The sequence below is a fragment of the Ruegeria sp. BHSA191 genome, assembly GCF_059613325.1.
This window is the reverse complement of sequence record NZ_JBXWSH010000014.1, coordinates 14,318-38,473: the sequence shown is the minus strand read 5'-3', so window position 1 is coordinate 38,473 and position 24,156 is coordinate 14,318. Positions and strand designations below refer to the sequence as shown.

The window sequence follows — 24,156 nt, the reverse complement described above, 5'->3', positions numbered from 1 at the left end:
CATCTCGAAAGACTCAGGCTCAATTGAATTGACCAAATGGAAAAAATTGTATGGCCGAACCAAAACTGAAGCACCTGCCGGATCTGAGCCATCTGGCCAAGGATGGGCAACGCATCGCCGTGCGCGCGACACCCAAGGCCGCGCGGGATCGTATGCAGGTGGATGGTTCGGTCGTCCAGATCTGGGTCACGGCTCCGGCCGAGGATGGCAGGGCAAACAAGGCGGTGGCCCGAATTTTGGCCAAGGCGATGGGTGTCGCGCCTTCTCGACTGACCCTCGTGCAAGGGCAGACCGCGCGGGACAAGCTGTTTGCCTATGATCCTTGATCGTCCGTCTCACGAATCTGATAGACCCCTTCGGGCAGGTCCAGCGCGGCGGCAAGGTCGCGCAACTGCCCGGCCGAGAGCGTGATCTTCTGGATGCGGTCGGTCCGCGGGTCGAACTGTTCGATGGTGACGCATTCGGCAAAGCTGTTGATGACCACGTCTTCCTGCAGGGGCGGCGGGCCTTCGTCCACCAGGGTGATGACCGTCGAGTCGAATTCATGTTCAATCGAAAACATGATCCAACAGTGCCCGGCCTGATGGCCCAATGCAACCATCGATCGGTTCGTCCGCTGTGGTCTCTCGGGTTCGGCTGCGCTAGGCTTTACGCCGGATCTGAGGGAAGGATATCGTGGATGCGCCGCGTTTTTGTCTTGCTGCTGCTGGCCTTGGCCGGGTGCGGCGCCGCCGTCGAGCGCCACGTTCTGGTGCCGGCCGAGGCTTGGGCGCCGACCTCTCTCGCCTTGCGGGACAAGGCCGAAACCTTTCGCCAGGTCAGCCGCGCGGTTGCCGGGGCGGCGGGCGCGGAATGCCGCCGGCAGACCAAGGGCCAGAACTGTGACTTCGTGATCCTCGTAGATCTTGCCCCTTATTCGCAGCCCAACGCCTTTCAGACGCTGGACGAACAAGGCCGGCCTCTTGTGATCTTCAACCAGGGCATGATCGGGTCGGCCCGCAACGGCGACGAAATGGCCTTTGTGATGGGCCACGAGGCCGCGCATCACATCATGGGCCATATTGCGCGCCAGATCGAAAACGCAAAGGAGGGTGCGCGCGTCTTTGGCGAGTTGGCCAAGGCCCAGGGCGAGGGGCCGGACGAGATCGAACGCGCACAACAACTGGGCGCCGAGGTGGGCATGCAGAGCTATGCCAAGACATTCGAGTTGGAAGCGGACGTGTTGGGAACCGTCATCACCAATGCAGCCGGATACGATCCGCTGAAGGGAATGGCCTATTTCAGCCGCATCCCCGACCCGGGAGACCGTTTCCTGGCGTCGCACCCGCCCAATGCCAAACGGGTCGAGGTCGTGCTGGAGACCGCAGCCGATCTGGGGTTGATGGAATGACGGAACTGACCCGTCTTGGCGTTGTTTTGACCGACCGAGGCTCGAAATATGCGGTTTCGGGTGCGCCGGTCGGAAGCCGTGACGACATCGATGCCGTGTTGCGGGCGTTGAAGGCGGACAAGCTGTATGCCAAGGCCACCCACAACACTTGGGCTGCTGTCCTGCCGACAGGTGCCCTCAAGGCCGATGATGGCGAAGCCGGAGCGGCCATGGTCATCCTGCGCATGATGCAGCGGGCGGGGCTGCAGGACCACGTGATTATCGTCACTCGCTGGTATGGCGGAAAGAAATTGGGCGGCGACAGGTTCCGACGGGTTCAGGACGCGACGCGGGCCTATCTGGACCGTCTTGGGGCGACTGCTTGACCTGTATCAAGGGCCACGCGGCGCATTTGCCGTATCGTCAAAGCCATCGGTATAAGGAAAGGCGGGGCCATGACACCTAAAGAGACGCTGAAGCGCCATGCGGATCTGTTGGACCGGATGGCGGATCAGGTGGGCGTTGACCTGCAGGAAGCCGCGATTTCAGGCGCAGTTTCACTTGATCAGTTGTCAGACGCGGTGTTGCGGTGCTCCGAATGTCCGGACCCGGTCTGTTGTGCGCGGGGGCTGGCCGGCGAGGAATTCGGGGGCAAGCCGCCGGAATTCTGCAGAAACCGCGAGATGCTTGGCCGTTTGAGCCGGATTTCACGGGGGCAGTCATGAAGGTGCTGGGCGACACCGCACGCCATCTGCACCTTGTGCTGAAAATGGGGCGCATCACCCGCACGGATCTGCTCGTTGCCTACCGTTCGGGTGGTCTGACGCAGCAGGACTGGGCACAAGCAGTTCGGCGCTGCCGCGGCTGTGGGCGGGCAGAGATGTGCCGAGATTGGCTGTCAGGCGCGAAGATCGGTGCGCGGGTACCTTTCGCATGCCCGAATCTCGGGCTGTTTCATCGAATTCGTGCAGAGACGGGTCAGGAGTTGTGATGCGGCACATACATCTGGGAGATATCGAAAAACACTTCTGGCTTGCCCGCTCGGTTGCCCGTCGCATGGGGGTTTCGCTGACCGAAGCCATGGCCGACGGGCGTCTGAGCCACCAGGCTTATGCCGAGATCGTTACCCGATGCAGGGCGGCCGACTGCAGCAAAGGCTGTGTCCTGTGGCTGGCCGAGCAACAGGCCGAAATGACGCCCGAGCCGCCTTGTTGCGCGATTGCGGATGCTCTGATGCAATTGCGCTGAGCGGCTAGAGTCGGGAATGCGTGCCGTCGCAAATCGGAGGGTTTTGGGTTTGCTTGCATCCACAAAAAAAGACTTTCCGCGTCGCTTCAGCCTTGTATGAGACGGGTTCGATTCCGGTGCCCTTATGTGAACCGTCACAAAGTGGCTGACGCTTGGATCTCCCGCACCGGCACCAGAAATAGGTTTTTCCTTCGATCACCTCGACTGGATAGGGGGCCTTGCGGGCGATTATCGGTGGTTCAGCCATTTTGCTTGTCCTTTCAGCGAAAAATCATCAATTGGTTCGGGTTGCATTGTAACCTGACGGACTGCCTTTGCTTAGGCTAAAAATGGGGCACACGGCATGGTTTTGCCCGGGTTCACGACCGTGTGATCCAAAATGTTGCCACGCGGCCATATTGGCCGTATTCTGGACGCGGCCCCGAAAAGTTGGGCAATATCAGAAAAGTATTGAAGGATTGATGGACATGAAACTGAAATTCGCTGCCGCAGCCGCATTTGGCTTGATCCTGACCGCCTGCGGTCAGCAGGAAGAACCCGCTCCGGTCTACATCCAGCCCGACTATGATAAATACGGAACGCCCAGCTGCTCGGCCGGATATGAACTGGCAACAACCGAAGCAGGTCAGACCGTCTGCAACCCGGTCAGCCAGTAAGGCTTTACCAATTTTGACTTTCGCGGGCGGTCCCTCTGGGGCCGCCCGTTTTTTTGTGGGCTGTGCCTCAGCGCAGCAACTTACCCCACAGGTCGTATTCGCCGGCTTCGTCCACTTGAACCGGGACGATGTCGCCGGGACGAAGCGCCTCGAAACCTTCGTCGATGAACAGGTTCCCGTCGATCTCCGGCGCGTCGGCCTTGGTGCGACAGATGGCGGCGTCCTCGTCCACCTGATCCACGATCACCTCGATGGTCTGGCCCACCTTGGCCGCCAGTTTCGCCTCTGAGATCGCCTGCGCCTTTTCCATGAAGCGTTCCCAACGCTCCTGTTTGACCTCTTCGGGGACATGATCGGGCAGGTCGTTCGAGCGCGCCCCGTCGACGTTTTCATATTTGAAGCAGCCCACACGATCCAGCTGCGCCTCGTCCATCCAGTCGAGCAGGGTCTGGAACTCGGCCTCGGTCTCGCCCGGGTAGCCCACGATGAAGGTCGAACGCAGGGTGATGTCGGGGCAGATCTCGCGCCAGGCGGCGATCTCGTCCAGTGTCTTCGCCGCGGCCGCGGGGCGCGCCATGCGTTTCAGAACGTCCGGGTGGGCGTGCTGGAAGGGAATGTCGAGATAGGGCAGCAGGTTGCAGCCCGCATCCGCCATCAACGGGATCAGCTCGCGCACGTGCGGATAGGGATAGACGTAGTGCAGCCGAACCCAAGCATCCATTTGGCCCAGCTCGCGCGCGAGGTCGGTGATGTGGCTGCGCACCTCGCGATCTTTCCACGGGTTCACGTCATATTTGCGGTCCAGCCCATAGGCCGAGGTGTCCTGGCTGATGACCAGCAGTTCACGCACGCCGTTTTCCACCAACTTTTCGGCCTCGCGCAGCACCGCATGGGCGGGGCGGCTGGCCAGCTTGCCACGCATGTCGGGGATGATGCAGAATCGGCACTTGTGATTGCAGCCCTCGGAAATCTTGAGATAGCTGAAATGGCGCGGGGTCAGCTTTACCCCCGAGGCCGGCAGCAGATCGACGAAGGGGTTCGGGTCGGGCGGCACGGCTCTGTGCACCGCGTCCAGCACCTGTTCGTATTGATGCGGGCCCGTTACGGCCAGGATGCGCGGATGGTGTTCTCGGATGTAGTCCGGCTCGGCCCCCAGGCAGCCGGTCACGATCACCTTGCCGTTTTCCACCAGCGCCTCGCCGATCGCCTCAAGGCTTTCGGCCTTGGCGCTGTCGAGAAACCCGCAGGTGTTCACGATCACCGCGTCCGCCCCGGCATAGTCGGGCGAGATGCCGTATCCTTCGGCCCGCAGGCGGGTCAGGATGCGTTCGCTGTCCACAAGCGCCTTGGGGCAGCCGAGCGAGACCATGCCGATGGTGGGCTGACCGCGGCGCGGGGCATCGTCAATCCGGGCGGCAGGCGCCAGGTCGGGGCGGAGGTTGGGCGGGTTGGTGCTCATGGCGCGGCATATAGTGGGGAAATCTTCCCCTTGCAAATCCCACGCGTCGGGCAGACATCATTTAGGCAAAGGACAACAGGGGCGCATAGAAATCATGAAGTGGCTGTTTCGCATTCTTTTCATTCTGATGGCCGCCATCGGATTGACCATCGGGGCCTTGCTGTTGATGCCCGGCGACAAGCTTGGCGCGATCCTGGCGGAACAGGTCAAGGCCCAGACCGGGCGCGACCTTGCGCTTGAGGGCGACGTACGGTTTTCGTTCTGGCCCGTCCTGGGCCTGGAAACCGGACCGGTGCAATTTGCGAATGCCCCCTGGGCCGGACCCGAACCCATGCTCAGCGCGTCCAGCCTGGAGGTGGGCGTTGATGCCTCGGCCCTTCTGGGCGGCGAGGTCCGGATCGGTCGTGTATTGGCGCGCGACCCGGTCGTGCGGCTGGAACTGTCCGACGGACGCGGAAACTGGGAACTGGCACCCCGCCAACAGGCCGCGCCAGCCGAGGCCGCCTTGCCGTCTGGCGGGCCGAAACCCGCATCGCAGCCCAGTTCCGTGACGCTGGACAAGCTGGAACTGACCAATGCCCGGCTGGTCTATGTCGAAGACGGCGCGGTTCGCATGGATTTCGCGAACGTGGATCTGTCGGCCAGCTGGCCCGACATTTCCGCCCCGATGCGGATGGACGCGGAAATGCCCGTGCCGGGTGGGGCGGTTACGGTGGCGTTGAGCATATCGGATCTGCCGGCCTTTTCTTCAGGTCAGGCGACGCCGCTGGCGCTGGACCTGAGCGCGCCCGGGGGCCAGGTTAACTTTGACGGACGCGTCAATCTGGCAGGGGAAATGGACGGGCGCACCCGGATCACAACGACCGATACACACAAGATGCTGGCCGCTTTTGGCCAGGCGGGTGTGACCGTGCCTCAGGGTCTGGGCCGCGCGGCCGACGTGCGCGGTCAGATGACCTATACCCGCGACGGACGCATCGCGCTGCGCGACATCCAGGTCGCGCTTGATCAGAACCGGATCACGGGCAATGCAGACATCCTTGTCGCCGCCACTCCGCATATCACCGCAAACCTGACGGCGGGCCATCTGGATCTGTCGCGTGTCGCCGATGCGGATGCTGGTACGCAGACCCGGAGGCAACCAAAAAACGACGCCCCGAAAGCCGGATCGTCGCCACGGGGCGACGACGGATGGTCAAAGCAGCCGATCGACGCATCGGTTCTGGGCCTGGCCAATGGGCAGATCCGCCTGAGGGCCGAGTCGATTGCGGTTCCCGGTCTCGAATTCGGCGCAAGCGACCTGACACTCAGCCTCGACCGGTCGCGCGCGGTCATGCAGATGAACCCGGCCACGCTGTTCGCGGGGCAACTGACTGGGCAGGTGGTCGCCAACAACCGCAACGGATTGTCGGTCGGCGGCAAGCTATCGGCGCAGGGGATCGACCTGCAGCAGGCTTTGACGGCGCTGGCGGGGGTTGAACGGTTGTCGGGCAAGGGGGGGCTGGATCTGGAATTCCTCGGCGAAGGTCAGAGCGAAGATCAGATCATGCGCTCGCTCAGTGGCAAGGGCAGTCTGAAGGTGGGCAAAGGGGTCATCGCGGGGATCGATCTTGACCGTCTGATGGGACGTGGCGATGCCGTTGGCGGGACGACGGTGTTCAACAGCCTGACGGCCTCATTCGTGATCCGCAAAGGAAACCTCAGAAACAATGATCTGCTGATGCAGTTGGACAATTTCCGCGCGGACGGGTCTGGCCGGATTGGACTGGGTCGGCGGGATATCGACTATGTTTTCACGCCGGTGGCCTTGCGCGCCAATTCAGGCGAGGGGCTGGCGGTTCCCGTGCGGATCCAGGGCCCGTGGAGCAACCCGTCGATCAAACCGGATCTGAGCAAAGTGATCGAGGCGGCCACCGACGAAAAGCTGAAAGAGCTGGAACAGGACGCCAAGCAGAAGGCTCTCAGGAAGGCCGGAGAAGAGCTTGACACGACCATCACGGACAGCGACCAGATCGAAGACGCGGTCAAGAAAAAGCTTGAAGAAGAGGCCAAGAAAGGCCTGCTGAAACTGCTGGGAAACAACTGATCAATGGTTGTGGGGGCGCTGGCGGCGCCCCCATCGGTGTCAGATCGTCTGGTCGTAGTCGCCCACGCCGGGCTCGGTGCGGATCACGGCGTCGAGATCGGCGAAAATGGCCCGCATTTCCGCCTCGCTTTCACTGCTTTCACATACGACGACCAGATTGGGAGTGTTCGACGAAGCCCGCACCAGTCCCCAGCTGCCATTGTCCAGGATCACGCGCGCGCCGTTGACCGTGACCACCTCTTTGATGGGGCGCCCGGCCAGTGTTTCCCGCGCCTCGGCCTTGGCAACCAGCTTGTCGACCAGCCGCGCAAGGATGTCGTATTTCTCGGTATCGGCGGCATAGGGCGACATGGTCGGGGTCGACCACGTCCTGGGCAGCGCGCGGCGCAGGTCCGACATGCTTTTGTCCGGGTTCCGGTCCATCAGCTTGCAGATTTCGACGGCCACCCGCATGCCGCAGTCATAGCCGCGCCCGACAGGCTCGGCCAGGAAATAGTGGCCGGACTTCTCGAACCCGGCCAGCGCGCCGATTTCCTTAACGCGCCGTTTCATGTGGCTGTGGCCGGTTTTCCAATAGTCGGCCTTGACGCCAAGCGCCTGCAGTTCGGGATCGCTGGCGAACAGGCCCGTCGATTTCACGTCGGCCACGAAGGTGGCGCCGGGATGCAGCTTGGCCAGATCGCGCGCCATGATCACACCGACCTTGTCGGCAAAGATCTCTTCGCCTTCGTCATCGACCACGCCGCAGCGGTCTCCGTCGCCGTCAAACCCCAAGGCCAGATCCGCGCCCGTTGCTTTGACGGTCGCGGCCATGTCGTGCAGCATCTCCATTGCTTCGGGGTTGGGGTTGTAGTTGGGGAAGGTGTAATCCAGCCGATTGTGGCTGGGTACGACCTCGACCCCGATGCGCTCAAAGATTTCCGGTGCAAAGGCCGAAGCCGTACCGTTGCCCGTGGCACAGACGACCTTCAGCGGACGGGACATTCTGAAATCGCCGACCAGATCGTCGATATAAGCCTCTTTCACCCCATCGACGAATTCATAGGACCCGCCAGGGCGGGCCACGCCTTCACCGTTCAGCACGATATCGCGCAGTTCGGACATTTCATCGGGGCCATGGGTCAGCGGGCGGTCAAAGCCCATCTTGACCCCGGTCCAGCCGTTCGGGTTGTGGCTGGCGGTCACCATGGCCACGGCCGGCACATCCAGGTGGAACTGCGCGAAATAGGCCATGGGCGACAGCGCCGGGCCGATGTCCTTGACCCGGATGCCCGCCTGCATCAGACCAAGGATCAGTGCGTTCTTGATCGCCAGCGAATAGTCGCGATAGTCGTTTCCGACCGCGATCTCGGGCTTGATCCCGCGCCTGTGCATCTGCGTCCCCAGGCCGAGGCCCAGCGCGGTCATGCCGGGCAGGTTGATCTCGTCGGGATATTTCCAGCGGGCATCATATTCGCGAAAGCCGGTGGGCTTGATCATCGCGTCGCGCAGAAAGCTCCAGGTGTTCGGGGTCACCTCGGACAAGGGTTTGGTCATGTCAAATCTCGGTTTTCAAATCTGAATTGGGTTGGCTTTGGCAAGGGCGTCGAACTGCATCAGTGTCCCGATCAGGTCGCCCATCTGATCCAGCGGGATCATGTTCGGCCCGTCTGACGGCGCGTTGTCCGGGTCTTGGTGAGTTTCGATGAACACTGCGCCAATGCCCAGCGACACCGCGGCGCGGGCCAAGACCGGCGCGAATTCGCGCTGACCACCCGACGATCCGCCCCGGCCACCGGGCTGCTGCACCGAGTGCGTAGCGTCCATCACGACCGGATATCCCGTCCGGGCCATTTGCGGCAGCGATCGCATGTCGGCAACCAGCGTGTTGTAGCCAAAGGATGTTCCGCGCTCGGTCAGCAGGATGTTCCGATTGCCGGTGCTTTCGATCTTTTCGACGATGTTCGGCATCTCCCATGGGGCCAGGAACTGACCCTTCTTGACGTTGACCGCCTTGCCCGTTTCACCCGCAGCCAACAACATGTCGGTCTGACGGCACAGGAACGCGGGGATCTGCAGGATATCCACCGCTTCGGCCGCGATGGCGCATTGTGCTTCGGTGTGAACGTCGGTCAGGATCGGAACACCCATCGTCTTGCGGATGTCGTCCAGAACCTTGAGGCCCGCATCGATCCCCATGCCGCGTTTGCCGGACAGCGACGTGCGGTTGGCCTTGTCATACGAGGCCTTGAAGACGTATTGCGCTCCGGCCTTGTCGCAGATTTCCTTCATCCGGCCAGCGATCATCTGGGCATGGTCGGCGGATTCAAGCTGACACGGCCCGGCGATGACGGTCAGCGGAAGATCGTTGCCGACCGTCAGGTCAGCGATTTTTACATGTTGCATATGCTCTACGAAGATACCTGTTCACGGAGGACTGACGTGGTCAGCGAAATCATAAGGTAGATACCAGCAAACAGCAGGAATGCCAAAATCGTATTTTCGAATTTGCGCGGATAGCTGGGCTCTTGGCTGGGTACCGGGTTGACCGAAACGGTCAGGTATCGGACCTGACGGTTGGCCTCGGTCCGGGTGTTCTCCATCTGCTGCATGGCGGTCTGCAGCATCATGTCCCGGGCCGCCAGGTCGGCCTGGGCCATTTGGATGCGCACGCTCAGTCGCGCCAGAGAGTTCTCGCCAGCAGACGCATCCAGCATCTTTGCGTTCAACTCCTCCAGCACCGCCTGCAACCGCTCGATATCGGCGCGCACGCCGTCGACCTTGGCCTGGTTCGGCCGCGGGTTGTCCAGCAGGGCAGCCAGTTGCAGTTCCTTGTCCTGCAGCTGAATCTCGATTTCATTGCTACGGGCGCGCAGGCTGGCGATCACGTTCTCCGGGTCCAGAACAGCGCCTTCAAGCTGCAACTCGATCAGGTCTTCCTGCGCCTTGCGCCGGGCCGCCTGTGCCGCCTCGAAGCTTTCGACGGCGTCGCGCATTTGGTCTTCGCGTTTCTTTTCAGACAGTGCGTTAACACGGTCCTCGGCATAAGAAATCAGTTTCTCCGAGAACAGGGTCGCCGTTTCCGGATCCGGTGCCGCGACTTCCATTCGAATCACGCCTTCGGTCGGGTCATAGCCAATGGTGATCATCCGCTTGTACAGCTTGAAGGCATCTTCCAGGGTCGCATCCTGTTCAAGGCGTTGGATGGGGTCGATCCAGTCTTGCTGGAAGACCTTCGAAAACCCGGCGTCACGGTCCAGAAGCAGCAGCGCCTCTTTCGATTCCAGGAAGGACTGCACCGAAATCGAATCCTGAGTCGTCGCAAATTGCGTCCCGGCCAGCAACCCGCCGATGCTGCCGGGCCCGCCATCGGCCTGCAGGATCAGAAATTCCGAATTGCTGGCGTACATCGGCGTTGCCACCTTGTAGAAATAATAGCCGACCAACAGCGTCGGCAGCAGCACGAAAGCGGCCAGCCGGGCGAACAGACCGATCAGCTTGCGCCGCCGCCGCCGGGCGATGTCTTTCTGGATCTGGCCAATCTCGAACGCACGACGCTCGGCCGGGCTGAGTTCGGGGCCCGGCAGGTTTTCGGTTTTTTCCTTGATAGTCTGCGGCAGGTGGATCTTGACTTGGTCTCTGGAGGTGCCGTCCGGGGCAGGGGCATCGCCCAATTGGCCGACGATATCCAGCAGGTTCTTGCGGGGGAACGGGTCGATCCCCTTTTGGCGCAGCAGCCGCACGGCGTCGTAATCCGACGTCGCGGCCAGGCCATGTTTCTGCGCCATGCGCCGTGCTATGCGCAATTGCCGCCCCGTAAGCCCCTCGCGCTTGATCGCATCCAGCTCGGTTCCTGCCGGCGTTTCGGCCACGCCCTGCGTCGCCTTTCGAATGCGCGAAATGGCTTCGGCCCGGGCTTCGACCGTTCCTTCGCCCTTGGCAGCCCGGTTCGGGTCGTATTTCTTAGCCTTGGGTTTGGTAGTCATACACCTGTTTCGCTTCTTCCAGAGACTCAAAAACGTGAAGCCGGCCGTCCAGTAGTACGGCCGCCTGTCTGGCGAATTTCTGAAGAACCTTCGGGTCGTGCGATACGATCACCAGAGTCGTCGTCCGCAGGCGTTCCTGCAGGATCGAACCCGCTTTCTTGTTGAATTCCACATCTGTGGTTGCCGGCATGCCTTCGTCGATAAGATACATGTCAAAGTCCAGTGCCAGCATCAATGCGAAGGTGAACCGTGCGCGCATCCCCGAGGAATAAGTGGCCAGCGGCTGGTTGAAATATTCGCCCAGACCGCAGAGCCAGCTGCAATAGGCTTCGACATAGTCCGGATCCATTCCATAGATTTTGGCGATGTAGCGCGCGTTCTCCAGTGCCGACAGGCGTTTGGACACGCCGCCGGTAAACCCCATCGGGAAAGAGACCCGGCAGTCCCGACGAATCACGCCTTCGTCTGGCTTTTCGAGACCCGCCATCATGTTGATGAGCGTCGTTTTTCCGGTTCCGTTCGGGGCAAGGATGCCCAGCGACTTTCCCAGCTCGACCCGGAACGAGGCCCGGTCCAGGATCACCTTGCGGCGTGTCCCGGTCCAGAAGGATTTGCTGACATTTTCAAACTCGAGCATTTCCGGCCTGTGCAACTTTTTCGTTCCGGCCCGGCCACGACGGTCCGGCCAAAGCCCCTTTGTTATCGGGCCATGTTGGCTACATTATGTCGAATTGTGAAACAAATCTTCAATGCGCGCGGAAAACTGTTCCGTGCGAATGTGACATGCACTTGGTCAGAATGTCACTTGGCGAGCGAAGGCCCGGCTCAAAACGAGAAGGTGAGCAGAGTTTATGGAAAGCCTATCCCACCGGATCCGGTCGTGCAGATTGTGCGCTGAGCGGTTCGCCGCTACTGCGACTGGACACAGCCCGCGACCGGTGGTGTGGTTCCGGCCCGGCGCCCGGATCCTTGTCGCGGGGCAGGCGCCGGGCGCGCGGGTCCACGACTCCGGCCGGCCCTTTACCGATCCGTCCGGCGACCGGTTGCGTGATTGGCTGGGGCTCAGCCCGTCCGAGTTCTATGACCTTTCGCGGGTCTCGATCGTTCCGATGGCCTTCTGTTTTCCCGGCTATGACGCGCGGCAGGCTGATCTGCCGCCGCCGCCCATCTGCCACAAGACCTGGCATGCGAAGGTCATGCGGGAATTGGGGGCGGTGCCCCTGACCGTGCTGGTCGGCGGCCATGCCCATCGATTCCACCTGGGGACCCGATCCTCGGTGACCGAGACGGTGCGCGCCTGGCGGGACCATGCGCCGCGGGTCTTCGTCTTGCCTCATCCGTCGTGGCGCAATACGGCATGGTTGAAGAAAAACCCCTGGTTCGAGACCGAGTTGCTGCCGGTTCTGCGCGCCCGGGTGCAAGAGGTGCTGAATGACTGATACCACGGCCTTGGATGCAGCCCATGCCGCTATGGAGGCCCGTCCGCAGGACGATGCGGCCCGGCTGCGATTCTTTGAGCGGCTTGCCGATTCCGAGCTGTTTCTGATGCTGACCGAAGAGGCGCGCGGCGAAAATATCTCGCCCGAGTTGTTCGAAGTCGCCGACGGGCGTTTCGTGCTGGCCTTCGATCGCGAGGAGCGTCTTGTGCAGTTCGCAGGCAGACCGGCGCCCTATGCGGCGCTGTCGGGCCGGGTTCTGGCCGGGATGCTGGGCGGGCAGGGGATCGGGCTGGGCCTGAACCTCGAGGTGGCGCCCTCGTCGATGCTGATCCCGGCCGAAGCGCTGACCTGGCTGGCCGAGACGCTCAGCCACGCTCCGCAGGCGGTCGAGGCGCGGCTGGAAGAGTTCCTGCCGCCTGCCGGCTTGCCCGATGCATTGTTGACGGCGCTGGATACCAAGCTGGCAACGGCGGTAGGGCTGGCCTCGGCCGCCTATCTGGTGGCGACGCGCGCCCAGGGCGGCGGGGCCGGGCATCTGCTGGCCTTCGTCGATGCGGTCCAAGGCGCGGAACCGGCGCTGGCCAAGGCGGTCTCCGAGGCGCTGACCTTTTCCGGGATCGAAGCTGGAGCATTGGACGTTGGGTTCTTTGCTGATGACGATGCCGCGACCGAGGCGTTGTCGATGGTTGGGCTGCGGTTTGACATCCCGCAACCGACCCGCCCGGATCCTGTCCGCGCCGCGCCCGGAAGTGATCCGGACAAACCGCCGATCCTGAAATGAAAATGCAGCGCCGGGGCGCTGCATCTTCGGTCAGGCGGCTGAAAAAGACGTCAGACTATTCGGCGGCTTGTTCCAGCTTGTCCTGCGTGCGCGCCTCGAAATCACTGGCATCGTGGCGTTCGCGCAGTTGGGTGTGCGGCTCGCCGAAGGCGCGGTTGACCATCCGGCCGCGTTGCACCGCCGGGCGGGCATCGATCTCTTTTGCCCACCGCATCACGTTCGTGTAGGAATCGACATTCAGGAATTCAGCGGCGTCGTATAGGCGGCCCAGAACCAGTTGGCCGTACCACGGCCAGATCGCCATGTCGGCGATCGAGTAGTCATCACCGGCAATGAAGGGTTTGTGAGCCAGTTCCCGGTCCAGAACGTCCAACTGGCGCTTGGTTTCCATGGCAAATCGGTTGATCGGATATTCCCATTTCTCGGGCGCGTAGGCATAGAAATGGCCGAACCCGCCGCCCAGATAAGGCGCGCTGCCCATCTGCCAGAACAGCCAGTTCATCACTTCGGTGCGCTCCGGGCCGGATTTTGGTAGGAATGCACCGAATTTCTCGGCCAGGTGGAACAGGATCGACCCGCTTTCGAACACGCGCACCGGTTTGTCGCCAGACCGGTCCAGCAGGGCGGGGATTTTCGAGTTGGGATTGATCTCGACAAAGCCCGAGCCGAACTGGTCACCCTCGCCGATATTGATCAGCCAGGCATCGTATTCGGCGCCGTCGTGGCCCAGGGCCAGCAGTTCTTCCAGCATCACGGTGACCTTGACCCCGTTCGGAGTGGCCAGCGAATACAGTTGCAGCGGATGCTTGCCCATGGGCAGATCCTTGTCATGGGTGGCGCCCGCGATGGGGCGGTTGATGCTGGCAAAACGTCCGCCGCTTTCGCTGTCCCAGGTCCAGACTTTCGGGGGGGTATAGGTGGATGTGTTGCTCATCTTCTGCCTTTCATGCCTAAGCCGGGCGCGCCGGGTCGTCCCAGAGGTAGTATCGTCACGCCCCGAGGCCAACCCCCGACGTTGCGCGTTTCGTGAAACAATCCTCCGCAATTCGCTCACGTTTTCTCGTGGCCGGTCACAGCAGCGTTAGCTGGGCTGTGCGATCCGGGGAATTCCAATACTCTCGCATCTGACGATCACGCAGACACTGCCTCCAGAACAAGGATCACGTACATGAACCGTTTTGCACTGACTTTTGCCGCCGCCATGATGCTGGGCGTTCCGGCCCTTGCCGGGCCTCAATATGTTGACGGGACTGGCTATGCCGCATCCGGCTACGACGTTGTCGCCTATCGCGACCTCGAACAGGTGCCCGTCGGGCAATCCCAACCCGAAGCCGTGCGTGGCCGCGCCGACATCACGGCTGAGTACAACGGGGCCATCTGGGCTTTCGCATCCGAGGAAAACCGGGCGAAGTTTCTTGAAAATCCCGCCTATTACGCCCCGCAATATGACGGGCACTGCGCCTATGGTGTGTCCAAGGGCGGCAAGGTGCCGGGCAACCCCAACCTGTGGCGCATCGTGGATGACAAGCTGTATCTGAACATCACCGATGTCGTGGTCGGTTTCTGGGAAGAGGACGTGCCGGGCAACATCAACCTGGCCGAAGGCAACTGGCCCGAGATCGAGCCGTCGGACGCCTCGACCAGCGTCATCCCCAAATTCACCTCGGCCGGACCGATCCAGAACTGATCCTTTGTTTCGATGATCGCGGGCCCGGCGGGACTTGCCGGGCCTTTTCGCGTTTTCAGAACGCTTCGTTCATGTGCGGGTCGGCCTCAAACCGGATCCGCACGCTTTTCGCCCCGGGGAACTTGCGTTCGCGGATCGTGTCGGGAACCAAGACCTCTCCCGCGCCGGATGACGTGGCCTGAAAAGACAGGATCTCGGCCTCGAACTTGCGGCCGCTGGTCAGGATCGAGGTCGGCAGGGCGACCCGGTTCTTCCCCTCGCAAACCGGCGTGGCCACGAAGAACGTCAGATCGCGCCCCCGGCACCCCACGGCCGAGGGAATGTGGTCTGCGTTGGCCTGTTCTGAATTTCGGCAGGGCGCGCGGTGATCGTCATGCGGCAAGGCGCCGCCGGCCCCAAGAAGAGACCGACATGACTCGAGCGCATCTTCGGCCAATTCGATCAGACGCGCCCTGAGCTTGGGGCGGCGTGGACGTGCCGGGCCGGCGGCCTTAGTGGCCAGCCCTTCGCTTCTGAGAAGGTCAAAGGCCGATTTGGCCTTGGCAAACTGCACGGAATCCCCGCCGGTGCGGTCGGGATGCGCGCGAAAGGCGATGTCGCGCCATGCGTTGCGAATGTCAGATGCCGTCGCGGTCTGATCCAGGCCAAGCGCCCGCAATGCATCAACCCGAGCCTGAATTTTGTCGACTGGCTCCATACCAAAATCACTCTTTAAAACACGTTCCCTTATTTTCCGGGACAACCGGTGTTTGTGTCAAATAAATCAACTGATTGGGCGCTTCTGGACAACAGTTCGAGGTTTGCGCGGCGATTGTATTCATGGCTGGTTTGCGCAGCCGCCGGACGAAAAAAAGGGGGCCGCCCGGGGCGGCCCCAGCACAGGGGATTGCGGCAAGAGAGGTCAGGCGACGTGTTGCAGGTCGACCTTGGGCGTTATCCCCAGGGCGAAACACACGTCGCGCGTCAGCTCGGGGCGGTTGAGCGTGTAGAAATGCAGCTTGTCCACGCCGCCCTCAATCAGGTCCGAGCACAGTTCGGTGCACAGCGCGGTGGCCAGCAGGTCGTGCCGGTCGTCGCGGATGGCCTTCTCAAAGGCATCCTCGACCCATCCGGGAACCCGGGCACCGCAGCGTTTCGCGAATTTGCGGGCGCCCGTCCAGTTCTCGATCGGCAGAATGCCCGGCACGATCGGCTTGTCGATCCCCGCCTTTGCGCAGGCATCGCGAAAGCGGAAGAATGTCTCGGCTTCGAAGAAGAACTGAGTCAGCGCCTCATCGGCGCCAGCATCCAGCTTGGCCTTGAGCCAGTCGATATCGGCCTGTGCATCGGATGCCTCGGGGTGGATGTCGGGATAGGCGCCGACCCGGATCTTGAACTTGCCGGTTTCGGCCAGCGCCGCGATCAGTTCGACCGAGGTCGCGAAACCGTCGGGATGCGGAGTGAAACGGTCCTGCCCCTTGGGCGGGTCGCCGCGCAGGGCAACGATGTCGGTGACGCCGGCGGCGGCGAATTCCTGGGCGATGGCCAGGGTTTCAGAGCGCGAAGCATCGACGCAGGTTAGATGCGCGGCCACCGGCAACCCCGACGATTTGTGCAGCGTGGCCACGGCGTCACGCGTCAGCTCGCGCGTGGTGCCGCCCGCGCCATAGGTGACCGAAACGAATCGCGGCCCCAGCGGTGCCAGGGTCTGAACCGTATCCCACAGCCTAAACGACGCTTCGAGCGTTTGCGGCGGGAAGAATTCAAAGGAGATCTCGGGCTTGGTCATCGGTGTCTCGCTGTTTGTGACCAGGCTCTTGTGCCATGATGCGGGTTGTGAGACAAACTCATATTCCTCAAGAACAACATGAGTTAGACTGCAAATGCATATCGAGTTCCGGCACCTGCGCACGATCAAGGCCATCCATGACTGCGGTGGGCTGGCGCGCGCGGCCGATCAGCTGAACATCACGCAATCGGCGCTGAGCCATCAGATCAAGGGGCTCGAGGATCAGGCCGGGGTCGAGCTTTTCCTGCGCCGGTCGAAGCCGATGAAACTGTCGGCGGCGGGGCTGCGCCTGCTGCGTCTGGCCGAGCAGATCCTGCCGCAGGTCGAGGCCATGCAGGAGGAGTTTTCCTCGCTGCGCGACGGGCGTACGGGGCGGATGCACATCGCGATCGAATGCCACGCCTGTTTCGAGTGGCTGTTCCCGGTGCTCGAGGCCTTCCGCAAGTCGTGGCCGGATGTCGATGTCGATATCCGGCCGGGTCTGGCCTTTGACGCGCTGCCCGCGCTGCAGAAGGAGGAGGTCGATCTGGTCGTCTCCTCGGACCCCGAAGACCTGCCGGGCGTCGAGTTCATCGAGCTGTTCGACTACAACCCCGTTTTCGTTGCGGCCTCGACCCATCCGCTGGCAGAAAAACCGTATATCGAGGCCGAGGATTTCCGCGGCCAGACCCTGATCACCTATCCGGTCGAACGGACCCGGCTGGACGTGTTCAGCCAGCTGTTGATCCCCGCGCGGGTCGAACCGGCAGCGATCCGGCAGGTCGAGCTGACGGCAGTGATCCTATTGTTGGTCGCATCGAACCGAGGGATTTCGGTCCTGCCCGACTGGGTCGTGCGCGAGGTCAAGTACAACTCGGACTATGTGACCCGCCCGCTGACAAAGGATGGCATCACGCGGCGCCTCTACGCTGCTGTTCGCGCCGAGGACATGGAAAAGCCTTTTGTGCAGGAGTTGGTCAAGCTGGCCAGCCAGGAGGCGCGCAAGTTGCAGGCGCAATAGGGCCGTGGCCCCGCGCGAGACGGTGGGCTGCCATGCGCATCATTCCTCTTGGCAAGGGGGCGTTGCGCCAGTATACGCGCGGTTTGACCGGACAGGAGCCTCGGAACAATGGTTGGCAGTGCAAATCTCAACATCATGATCAAGGCCGCACGCAAGGCGGGCCGATCGCTGGTAAAGGACTTTCGCGAAGTCGAGAACCTGCAGGTGTCGATGAAGGGCGCGGGCGATTTCGTCTCGAAGGCCGACATTGCCGCCGAGAAGATCCTGAAAGAGGAACTGCTGGGTGCGCGCCCCACTTATGGCTGGCTGGCCGAAGAGGGCGGCGAGATCGAGGGCGAAGACCCGACCCGGCGCTGGATCGTCGATCCGCTGGATGGCACCACTAACTTCCTGCACGGCCTGCCGCACTGGGCCATTTCGATCGCGCTGGAACACAAGGGCAAGATCGTCGCCGGCGTGATCTATGACCCCGCCAAGGACGAGATGTTCTTTGCCGAAAAGGGCGAAGGCGCCTGGATGAACGACATGCGTATCCGCGTGTCGGGCCGGCATCGCATGATCGAGTCGATCTTTTCGACCGGTCTGCCGTTTGGCGGGCGGTCCGATCTGCCGGCCACGCTGCAGGATCTGGCCCGGCTGATGCCGGTCTGCGCGGGCGTGCGCCGTTGGGGCGCCGCGGCGCTGGACATGGCCTATGTGGCTGCCGGTCGCTACGAGGGGTTCTGGGAACGTCGGCTGAATGCCTGGGACATGGCCGCGGGCATCATCATCGTGAAAGAGGCCGGCGGCCTTGTGCAGCCGCTGAACCCCGAGGGCAGCATTCTGGAGGATGGCGAAGTGATCTGTGCCAACGAGCCGATCTTCGACCAGTTCGCCAAGGTGATCCGGGGCTGAGCCTTCCGCTCAATCGGTTCGGTCCGAGGGGTGGTTGACCCCGTCATTCCACGGAATCGGGCCATGCGTGCGCGGGTTGCCACCTTCGATGCACCCCAGGTTGACCCCGCATTCCGCGGGGTCTGATCGCCTCTGGTGATAGACATATATCCCGCAGGTCTTGCAGAAATAGTGTTTGGCCGTGTGCGTGCCCCATGTGTAGAGGCTCAGATTGTCTGCGCCCTGCAGGATGCGCAGGCTGTCGGTGATGGCGGTCACGGCGGCGGCCTCACGGCGGATGCAAAAGGAACAGTCGCACCGGGCGGCCGTGGACAGGCCGCCGGGGAACTCGGCCTCAATCTTCACGGTGCCGCAATGGCAGGTGGCGGTCATCCGGGTCATCGGCGTGGCACTCTTGGTATACGGGACTGGCTGAGCTTGTAGCGGTGTTCGGGATGCGGCGGGTGACCGTGGGTACGGCTCCAATAAGCTGGCCCGCCGCGTTTCAGCCACAGCGGGATGCACAAAATCAAACCGATCACGAAGCCGCCCGTATGCGCCCAATAGGCTACACCGCCGGCGTCAGGGTTGCTGGACACGCTGCCAAGGAACTGCATTCCCAGCCAGACGCCCAGCATCACGAAGGCCGGGATGGTGAAGACCCGCACATAGACGACCAGAATCAGCAGGATATCTACGCGTGCCCTTGGGAACATCAGAAGGTAGCCTCCCATGACCCCGGCAATGGCGCCCGAGGCGCCTATGGTCGGAACCAGCGACCCCGGTGCCGTGATGATGTGGATCAGCCCTGCGCCGATACCGGCGACCATGTAGAACAGCAGGAAGGGCAGGTGGCCCATCTCGTCTTCCAGGTTGTCGCCGAAGATCCAAAGGAACAGCATGTTGCCGATCAGATGCATCCAGCCGCCATGCAGGAACATCGACGTCACCAACGTCTCGAGCGCCACGCCGTCGCTGATGCGGGCGGGGATGATCGCATAGTCGAAATAGAACCGATTGATCAGCCGGGCGTCGTCCATGATTCCGACATAGCTGAGGAAAATCAAAACATTCGCCGCGATCAGCGCATAGACGACATAGGGCGTGCGCCCCGAGGGGTTGTGGTCTCGAATTGGGAACATGGGGGGACGCTGGGCTTTTCCTGGCCCAGCGTCAAGTCAGCTTATGCCGCACCGCCCAGAAGTGCGGCGTTTCCTCCGGCGGCCGTGGTATCGACGCAGAGATGGCGCTCGGCCATCACCCGCGACCGGTCGGGCAAGCCGGGGATCAGCGGCAGGATGGGCCCGGTTCTGCGCGACAGATGCAGTTCGATCTGGCGCGCGGTGTCCGCGTCGCCCCACCACAGAACGCCTGCAATTCCCTGCAGGTCTTCCAGCCGGTGTAGGGCCAGCGCCCCCTCGGCCCGGATTGCCGTGCCGCCCAGCCCGAGTATGGCCTCCGCCTGCGCCTTGGCCGCCTCGGGGCCGGGGCCTAGGCACAAGAACGGCGCGCGGGGAAACTCGGTCAGCCGGTTCGATTCACCGGTCGGTCCGGGCATCGAGCGGGTCGTCGGCGCGGCAGGCTGCCCGATCGGTGCGGGCAGGTCGGCCGCGGCGGACCATTCCGCGGCCACGACCTGTCGGTCCGGGGCGCAGAAACGGGCCAGATAGTTCGGGCCACCCGCCTTGGGGCCGGTGCCGGACAGGCCTTCGCCGCCGAAGGGCTGAGAGCCGACGATCGCGCCGATCTGGTTGCGGTTGACATAGATGTTGCCCGCGTGGATCGCCTCGGTGACGTGCTGCACGCGGTCGTCGATGCGGGTGTGCAGGCCGAAGGTCAGGCCGTAGCCGGTGGCATTGATGTCGGCAATCACCTGGTCGATCTCGTGCGACTTGAAGCGGGCGACATGCAGCACGGGGCCGAAGATCTCGCGTTCCAGCGCATTGATGCCGGGGACCTCTATCAGCGTGGGCGCCACGAAGATCCCCTCGGGCGGCAGCGCCAGTTCTTTCAACACACGACCCTCGGCGCGGGCCTTGGCGACGTGGTCGGCGATGCCCTGACGGGCCTGCTCGTCGATCACCGGGCCGCAATCGGTCGAGAGCAGCCACGGATCGCCCACCGACAGGGCGTCCATCGCGCCCTTGAGCATGGTCAGCACGTCATCGGCGATGTCCTCCTGCAGATACAGGCAGCGCAGGGCGGAACAGCGCTGGCCCGCCGACTGAAAGGCGCTTTCGATGATCGACTGCACGGCCTGCTCGGGCAGGGCGGTGCTGTCCACGATCATCGCGTTCAGCCCGCCGGTTTCGGCGATCAGCGGCGTGCCGGGTTTGAGGTTCTGGGCCATGGCCGCGCGGATTTTCAGGGCCGTCGCGGTCGAGCCGGTGAAGGCCACGCCCGAGACGCGCGGGTCCGAGGTCAGCGCGGCGCCCACCGACGGCCCGCCCGGCAAGAGTTGCAGGGCATCGCGCGGCACGCCGGCCTGATGCAGCAGCTGCACGGCCCGGTGGGCGATCAGCGGGGTCTGCGGCGCGGGCTTGGCCAGCACGGCGTTGCAGGTGGCAAGCGCGGCCGCGATCTGGCCGGTGAAGATGGCTAGCGGGAAGTTCCATGGGCTGATGCAGGTGAAGGTGCCCGCAGGCTCGCCCTCGGGGATGTTGGCGGCGTAGTAGCGCAGGAAGTCCACCGCCTCGCGCAGTTCGGCCACCGCGTCGGGCAGCGATTTGCCGGCCTCGCGCGCCAGCAGGGCGAAGATCTCGCCATAGTGCTCCTCGTAGAGGTCGGCTGCGGCGTTGAGGATGCGGCTGCGCTCGGCCGCTGGGGCCTGCCACGGAGCAGCTGCGGCCAGCGCAAGCTCGACATCCGAGGCGCTGGCCGGGGCGACGGTGCCGGGCCGGTCCTGCGGGTGGGCCGGGTTGGTGACCACCTCGTCGGCCTCGGGCGATGCCTCGCCGGCCAGCAGCGGGCGGGCATACCAGTGGTGGGCGCGGAAGGCGTGGCGCGCGGCGTCGATCGCATCCAGCGTCGGCGTGTGGGTCAGGTCAAAACCGCGCGAGTTCGGGCGCTCGGGCAGGAACAGTTCGGGGCCGGTGGGCAGGTGTTTCGCGGGCTCTTGAACCGCCTCGAACGGGTCGGCGGCGACCTCTTCGGGCGGGACGTTTTCGTCAACGATCTGGTTGACGAAGGAGCTGTTGGCGCCGTTTTCCAGCAGGCGCCGCACCAGATAGGCCAGCAGGTCGCGATGCGCCCCGACCGGCGCGTAGATCCGGCAGCGGGTGTTCTGGCGCTCCATCACCAGCCGGTGCAGGGTTTCGCCCATGCCGTGCAGGCGCTGGAACTCGAAGGGCTGGTCCTCAGCCATATGCAGGATCGCGCTGACCGTGTGGGCATTGTGGGTCGCGAATTGCGGATAGATCCGGTCGGTCATGCCCAGCAGCTTGCGGGCATTGGCGATGTAGGAGATGTCGGTCGCCGCCTTCTGGGTGAAGACCGGGAAGCCGTCGACGCCCGCGACCTGCGCGCGCTTGATCTCGGTGTCCCAGTAGGCGCCCTTGACGAGGCGCACCATCAGCTTGCGGTCGTGGCGCTCGGCCATGTCATAGAGCGTGTCCAGCACCAGCCCCGCGCGCGGGCCATAGGCCTGCACCACGATGCCGAACCCGTCCCAGCCCGCAAGCGCCGGTTCGGACATCACCGCCTCGATCACCTGCAACGACAGCGACAGGCGGTCGGCCTCTTCGGCGTCCACGTTCAGGCCCATGCCGGCGGCCTTGGCCAGAAGGGCAAGGGCCCGCAGGCGCGGCACCAGTTCGTGCATCACGCGCTCTTCCTGGGCTACTTCGTAGCGGGGATGCAGGGCCGACAGCTTGACCGAGATGCCGGGGTTGGCGCGGATGTCGTCATGGGTGCAGGCCTCGGCAATCGCGGCGATGGCGCGAGAATAGGCAAGGTGATAGCGCGCCGCGTCCGCCTCGGTGCGGGCGGCCTCGCCCAGCATGTCGTAGGAATAGGTGTAGCCCTTGGCCTCCATCCCGGCGGCGCGTTTCATGGCGGACTGGATGGTTTCGCCCAGAACGAACTGCCGGCCCATTTCCTTCATCGCGCGCCCGACGGCGGTGCGGATGACCGGCTCGCCCAGCCGCTTGATAGCGCCGCGCAGGGCGCTGACCGGCGAGGCCTTGCCCTCGTCCAGCACCTTGCCCGTCAGCATCAGCGCCCAGGTCGAGGCGTTGACCAGCGACGATGACGAGTGACCGAGATGCTTGCCCCAGTCCGAGGGTGCGATTTTGTCCTCGATCAGCGCGTCGATCGTGTCGGCATCGGGCACGCGCAAGAGCGCCTCGGCCAGGCACATCAGCGCCACGCCTTCTTCGGTCGAAAGGCCGTATTCGGCGAGGAATACCTCCATCAGCCCCGGCGCGGTGCTGGAGCGGATGTCGCGCACCAGTTGCGCAGCCGCCTCGCAGATGGCGGTGCGGTCCGCTTGGGTCAGGGCGGCCTGATCGGTCAGGGATTTCAGCAACGCGGTCTGGTCCGCGTAGGTCATGGAATCGATGGTGTGGCGCAGGCTGTGAGTCATGTGTCCTCCGGTCTTTCACGCAGTATACTTGCGATTTTGCGGGACAACGGACCGAAAATGAAATATCGGGCACCCGATGTCCTGAATTTAGGATCAAATGCCATGCGAAAAGACTTTCCGGGTTTGGACCGGTTCGACCGCGCGATTCTGTCCATCGTGGCCGAGGACGGGCGGATCTCGGTCGCGGATCTGGCCCGTCGGATCGGGCTGTCGAAATCGCCGACACAGGCGCGGCTGAAACGACTCGAGTCCGAGGGGATCATCACCGGCTACCGTGCGATGCTGGACCCGATCCGCCTGGGCCTGGACCATGTGGCCTTTGTCGAGGTGCGCCTGACCGACACGCGGGAAAAGGCGCTGGCCGAGTTCAACGCGGCCGTGCGCAAAGTGCCCGAGATCGAACAGGCGCACATGATCGCGTCGAATTTCGACTATCTGCTGAAGGTGCGGACCGGGTCTATGACGGAATATCGCGCGGTTCTGGCCGAAAAGATCTCGTCGCTGCCGCATGTGGCCAGCACCTCGACCTTCGTGGCGATGGAGGCGGTGAAAGAGACCGGGCTGGCCGATGCCATCGATGGTGTGGGTTGACGAAATCTGGTGGTGCGCCACCATTGGTATATGAGAAACCTTGTCCTTTCCGCAGTGCTGAGCACGGGCGTCGGGATCCCGGCGCTCGCCGAAACATGTCCTCCCGCGCCCGACCACGACGCCCGGCTGGGCGAACTGATCGACCAGATCCGGCAGGCCGAGACCGAGATGGCCGCCCGCGAGATCTCGAACCAGATGTGGGAGTTGTGGGCCGACGCGCCAGACGAGGCCGCGCAGGCGGTTCTGGACAGCGGCATGTCGCTCCGCAGCGCCTGGGACCTGCTGGGCGCATTGCAGGATTTCGACCGGCTCATTGCCTATTGTCCAAACTATGCCGAAGGGTACAACCAGCGCGCCTTCGTCAATTTTCTGCGTCAGGATTTCGAGGCGGCACTGACCGATCTGGACCGCGCACTGGCGTTGTCGCCCAACCACATCGCGGCGATCAGCGGGCGCGCGCTGACCTTGATGGGCCTGCACCGAATCGACGAAGCGCGCGAGGAACTGGCTCGGGCGCTGGCCCTGAACCCGTGGTTGCCCGAACGTCACCTGGCCGCCAAGGGCGGGCCGCTGGCCCCTCTGGGGCAGGATCTTTGAACCCAATGATGGCCACCTCCGGCACAGGCCGGAGGTGGCGTTGAACCTAAGGCCG

General features: G+C 63.2%; 28 protein-coding genes. 15 read left to right on the top strand and 13 right to left on the bottom strand.

Going from position 1 to position 24,156, the window contains the following annotated elements; genetic code table 11:
• Positions 1-50: 50 nt before the first annotated feature.
• Complete coding sequence (locus tag AC2FNS_RS13625; protein ID WP_496688517.1) at positions 51-326, top strand: DUF167 domain-containing protein; 276 nt, start codon at positions 51-53, stop codon at positions 324-326.
• Here the strand turns inward: AC2FNS_RS13625 and AC2FNS_RS13620 are convergent.
• Entirely contained in the window at positions 314-562 is a 249-nt protein-coding gene (locus AC2FNS_RS13620; protein WP_496681723.1) for a DUF8831 family protein, read from the bottom strand. The two genes, AC2FNS_RS13625 and AC2FNS_RS13620, sit on opposite strands and share 13 nt — an antisense overlap.
• A gap of 117 nt (positions 563-679) precedes the next feature.
• Between AC2FNS_RS13620 and AC2FNS_RS13615 the strand changes: the two genes are divergently transcribed.
• The 5 genes from AC2FNS_RS13615 (at position 680) to AC2FNS_RS13595 (ending at position 2,617) form a co-directional block, all read left to right on the top strand.
• A complete protein-coding gene (locus tag AC2FNS_RS13615) occupies positions 680-1,390 on the top strand; it encodes a M48 family metalloprotease (protein ID WP_496712126.1) in 711 nt (236 codons plus the stop codon).
• Positions 1,387-1,755 (top strand): YigZ family protein, encoded by a 369-nt coding sequence (locus AC2FNS_RS13610; RefSeq protein ID WP_496681728.1) that lies wholly within the window; start codon positions 1,387-1,389, stop codon positions 1,753-1,755. Before AC2FNS_RS13615 ends, AC2FNS_RS13610 begins: the two co-directional genes overlap by 4 nt.
• Before the next feature lie 69 nt (positions 1,756-1,824).
• Positions 1,825-2,094, top strand: a complete 270-nt coding sequence (locus AC2FNS_RS13605; RefSeq protein WP_496712128.1) for a DUF6455 family protein — start codon at positions 1,825-1,827, stop codon at positions 2,092-2,094.
• On the top strand, positions 2,091-2,360 hold the full coding sequence (locus tag AC2FNS_RS13600) for a DUF6455 family protein (RefSeq protein WP_496712130.1): 270 nt from the start codon (positions 2,091-2,093) through the stop codon (positions 2,358-2,360). Before AC2FNS_RS13605 ends, AC2FNS_RS13600 begins: the two co-directional genes overlap by 4 nt.
• Positions 2,360-2,617 (top strand): DUF6455 family protein, encoded by a 258-nt coding sequence (locus tag AC2FNS_RS13595; protein WP_496712131.1) that lies wholly within the window; start codon positions 2,360-2,362, stop codon positions 2,615-2,617. The genes AC2FNS_RS13600 and AC2FNS_RS13595 overlap by 1 nt, the downstream gene beginning before the upstream one ends.
• 4 nt (positions 2,618-2,621) lie before the next feature.
• Here the strand turns inward: AC2FNS_RS13595 and AC2FNS_RS13590 are convergent, their stop codons facing one another.
• Positions 2,622-2,864 (bottom strand): CDGSH iron-sulfur domain-containing protein, encoded by a 243-nt coding sequence (locus AC2FNS_RS13590; protein ID WP_496688524.1) that lies wholly within the window; start codon positions 2,862-2,864, stop codon positions 2,622-2,624.
• Between the two features lie 220 nt (positions 2,865-3,084).
• On the opposite strand from AC2FNS_RS13590, the gene AC2FNS_RS13585 reads away from it, so the two are divergent.
• The gene (locus tag AC2FNS_RS13585) at positions 3,085-3,273 is read left to right on the top strand and encodes a hypothetical protein (RefSeq protein WP_496681739.1); all 189 of its coding nucleotides are present in this window, start codon (positions 3,085-3,087) and stop codon (positions 3,271-3,273) included.
• A 67-nt stretch (positions 3,274-3,340) separates the two neighbouring features.
• Here the strand turns inward: AC2FNS_RS13585 and rimO are convergent, their stop codons facing one another.
• Positions 3,341-4,732 (bottom strand): 30S ribosomal protein S12 methylthiotransferase RimO, encoded by a 1,392-nt coding sequence (gene rimO / locus AC2FNS_RS13580; protein ID WP_496712133.1) that lies wholly within the window; start codon positions 4,730-4,732, stop codon positions 3,341-3,343.
• Between the two features lie 94 nt (positions 4,733-4,826).
• Here rimO and AC2FNS_RS13575 point away from each other — a divergent pair, with 94 nt between their 5' ends.
• Positions 4,827-6,818, top strand: a complete 1,992-nt coding sequence (locus tag AC2FNS_RS13575; RefSeq protein WP_496712135.1) for an AsmA family protein — start codon at positions 4,827-4,829, stop codon at positions 6,816-6,818.
• 39 nt (positions 6,819-6,857) lie between these two features.
• Here the strand turns inward: AC2FNS_RS13575 and AC2FNS_RS13570 are convergent, their stop codons facing one another.
• The 4 genes from AC2FNS_RS13570 to AC2FNS_RS13555 are packed head-to-tail and all read right to left on the bottom strand — an operon-like array spanning position 6,858 to position 11,420.
• Complete coding sequence (locus AC2FNS_RS13570) at positions 6,858-8,354, bottom strand: phosphomannomutase/phosphoglucomutase (RefSeq protein ID WP_496681746.1); 1,497 nt, start codon at positions 8,352-8,354, stop codon at positions 6,858-6,860.
• Between the two features lie 15 nt (positions 8,355-8,369).
• Positions 8,370-9,203 carry a 3-deoxy-8-phosphooctulonate synthase gene (gene kdsA, locus AC2FNS_RS13565; protein ID WP_496712136.1) on the bottom strand — a complete coding sequence of 278 codons (834 nt, stop codon included), beginning with the start codon at positions 9,201-9,203 and terminating at the stop codon, positions 8,370-8,372.
• Between the two features lie 5 nt (positions 9,204-9,208).
• On the bottom strand, positions 9,209-10,783 hold the full coding sequence (locus tag AC2FNS_RS13560) for a KpsE/RkpR family capsule polysaccharide export protein (protein ID WP_496712138.1): 1,575 nt from the start codon (positions 10,781-10,783) through the stop codon (positions 9,209-9,211).
• On the bottom strand, positions 10,761-11,420 hold the full coding sequence (locus AC2FNS_RS13555; protein ID WP_496712140.1) for an ABC transporter ATP-binding protein: 660 nt from the start codon (positions 11,418-11,420) through the stop codon (positions 10,761-10,763). The genes AC2FNS_RS13560 and AC2FNS_RS13555 overlap by 23 nt, the downstream gene beginning before the upstream one ends.
• A gap of 214 nt (positions 11,421-11,634) precedes the next feature.
• Here AC2FNS_RS13555 and AC2FNS_RS13550 point away from each other — a divergent pair, with 214 nt between their 5' ends.
• Positions 11,635-12,222 (top strand): uracil-DNA glycosylase family protein, encoded by a 588-nt coding sequence (locus tag AC2FNS_RS13550; protein WP_496712141.1) that lies wholly within the window; start codon positions 11,635-11,637, stop codon positions 12,220-12,222.
• The gene (locus AC2FNS_RS13545) at positions 12,215-13,003 is read left to right on the top strand and encodes an SseB family protein (RefSeq protein ID WP_496681756.1); all 789 of its coding nucleotides are present in this window, start codon (positions 12,215-12,217) and stop codon (positions 13,001-13,003) included. The genes AC2FNS_RS13550 and AC2FNS_RS13545 overlap by 8 nt, the downstream gene beginning before the upstream one ends.
• Before the next feature lie 55 nt (positions 13,004-13,058).
• Here AC2FNS_RS13545 and yghU read toward each other — a convergent pair whose 3' ends face one another.
• Positions 13,059-13,937 (bottom strand): glutathione-dependent disulfide-bond oxidoreductase, encoded by an 879-nt coding sequence (yghU, locus tag AC2FNS_RS13540; RefSeq protein ID WP_496727598.1) that lies wholly within the window; start codon positions 13,935-13,937, stop codon positions 13,059-13,061.
• A gap of 234 nt (positions 13,938-14,171) precedes the next feature.
• On the opposite strand from yghU, the gene AC2FNS_RS13535 reads away from it, so the two are divergent.
• Positions 14,172-14,690 (top strand): YHS domain-containing (seleno)protein, encoded by a 519-nt coding sequence (locus tag AC2FNS_RS13535; RefSeq protein WP_496712239.1) that lies wholly within the window; start codon positions 14,172-14,174, stop codon positions 14,688-14,690.
• A gap of 55 nt (positions 14,691-14,745) precedes the next feature.
• On the opposite strand, the gene AC2FNS_RS13530 is transcribed toward AC2FNS_RS13535, so the two are convergent.
• A complete protein-coding gene (locus AC2FNS_RS13530; protein WP_496685782.1) occupies positions 14,746-15,387 on the bottom strand; it encodes a J domain-containing protein in 642 nt (213 codons plus the stop codon).
• A 204-nt stretch (positions 15,388-15,591) separates the two neighbouring features.
• Positions 15,592-16,458, bottom strand: coding sequence for a methylenetetrahydrofolate reductase [NAD(P)H] (gene metF / locus AC2FNS_RS13525; protein ID WP_496681766.1), 867 nt, complete (start codon positions 16,456-16,458; stop codon positions 15,592-15,594).
• Between the two features lie 94 nt (positions 16,459-16,552).
• Between metF and AC2FNS_RS13520 the strand changes: the two genes are divergently transcribed.
• Together AC2FNS_RS13520 and AC2FNS_RS13515 are read left to right on the top strand one after the other, a co-directional pair.
• Positions 16,553-17,458 (top strand): LysR family transcriptional regulator, encoded by a 906-nt coding sequence (locus AC2FNS_RS13520; protein ID WP_496681767.1) that lies wholly within the window; start codon positions 16,553-16,555, stop codon positions 17,456-17,458.
• Positions 17,459-17,566: 108 nt separating this feature from the next.
• Positions 17,567-18,352: an inositol monophosphatase family protein gene (locus AC2FNS_RS13515; protein ID WP_496681769.1), complete on the top strand. Its 786-nt coding sequence runs from the start codon at positions 17,567-17,569 to the stop codon at positions 18,350-18,352.
• Positions 18,353-18,361: 9 nt separating this feature from the next.
• Here AC2FNS_RS13515 and AC2FNS_RS13510 read toward each other — a convergent pair whose 3' ends face one another.
• Genes AC2FNS_RS13510 through putA form a run of 3 tightly spaced genes read right to left on the bottom strand, consistent with a single transcriptional unit; the run spans position 18,362 to position 22,913 of the window.
• On the bottom strand, positions 18,362-18,733 hold the full coding sequence (locus AC2FNS_RS13510; RefSeq protein ID WP_496712238.1) for a GFA family protein: 372 nt from the start codon (positions 18,731-18,733) through the stop codon (positions 18,362-18,364).
• Entirely contained in the window at positions 18,730-19,473 is a 744-nt protein-coding gene (locus AC2FNS_RS13505; RefSeq protein WP_496681773.1) for a rhomboid family intramembrane serine protease, read from the bottom strand. The genes AC2FNS_RS13510 and AC2FNS_RS13505 overlap by 4 nt, the downstream gene beginning before the upstream one ends.
• A 41-nt stretch (positions 19,474-19,514) precedes the next feature.
• Positions 19,515-22,913 carry a bifunctional proline dehydrogenase/L-glutamate gamma-semialdehyde dehydrogenase PutA gene (gene putA / locus AC2FNS_RS13500; RefSeq protein ID WP_496712237.1) on the bottom strand — a complete coding sequence of 1,133 codons (3,399 nt, stop codon included), beginning with the start codon at positions 22,911-22,913 and terminating at the stop codon, positions 19,515-19,517.
• 102 nt (positions 22,914-23,015) lie between these two features.
• Here putA and AC2FNS_RS13495 point away from each other — a divergent pair, with 102 nt between their 5' ends.
• Positions 23,016-23,504, top strand: a complete 489-nt coding sequence (locus AC2FNS_RS13495; protein WP_496712236.1) for an Lrp/AsnC family transcriptional regulator — start codon at positions 23,016-23,018, stop codon at positions 23,502-23,504.
• A gap of 30 nt (positions 23,505-23,534) precedes the next feature.
• On the top strand, positions 23,535-24,101 hold the full coding sequence (locus tag AC2FNS_RS13490; protein ID WP_496685795.1) for a tetratricopeptide repeat protein: 567 nt from the start codon (positions 23,535-23,537) through the stop codon (positions 24,099-24,101).
• Positions 24,102-24,156: the final 55 nt, after the last annotated feature.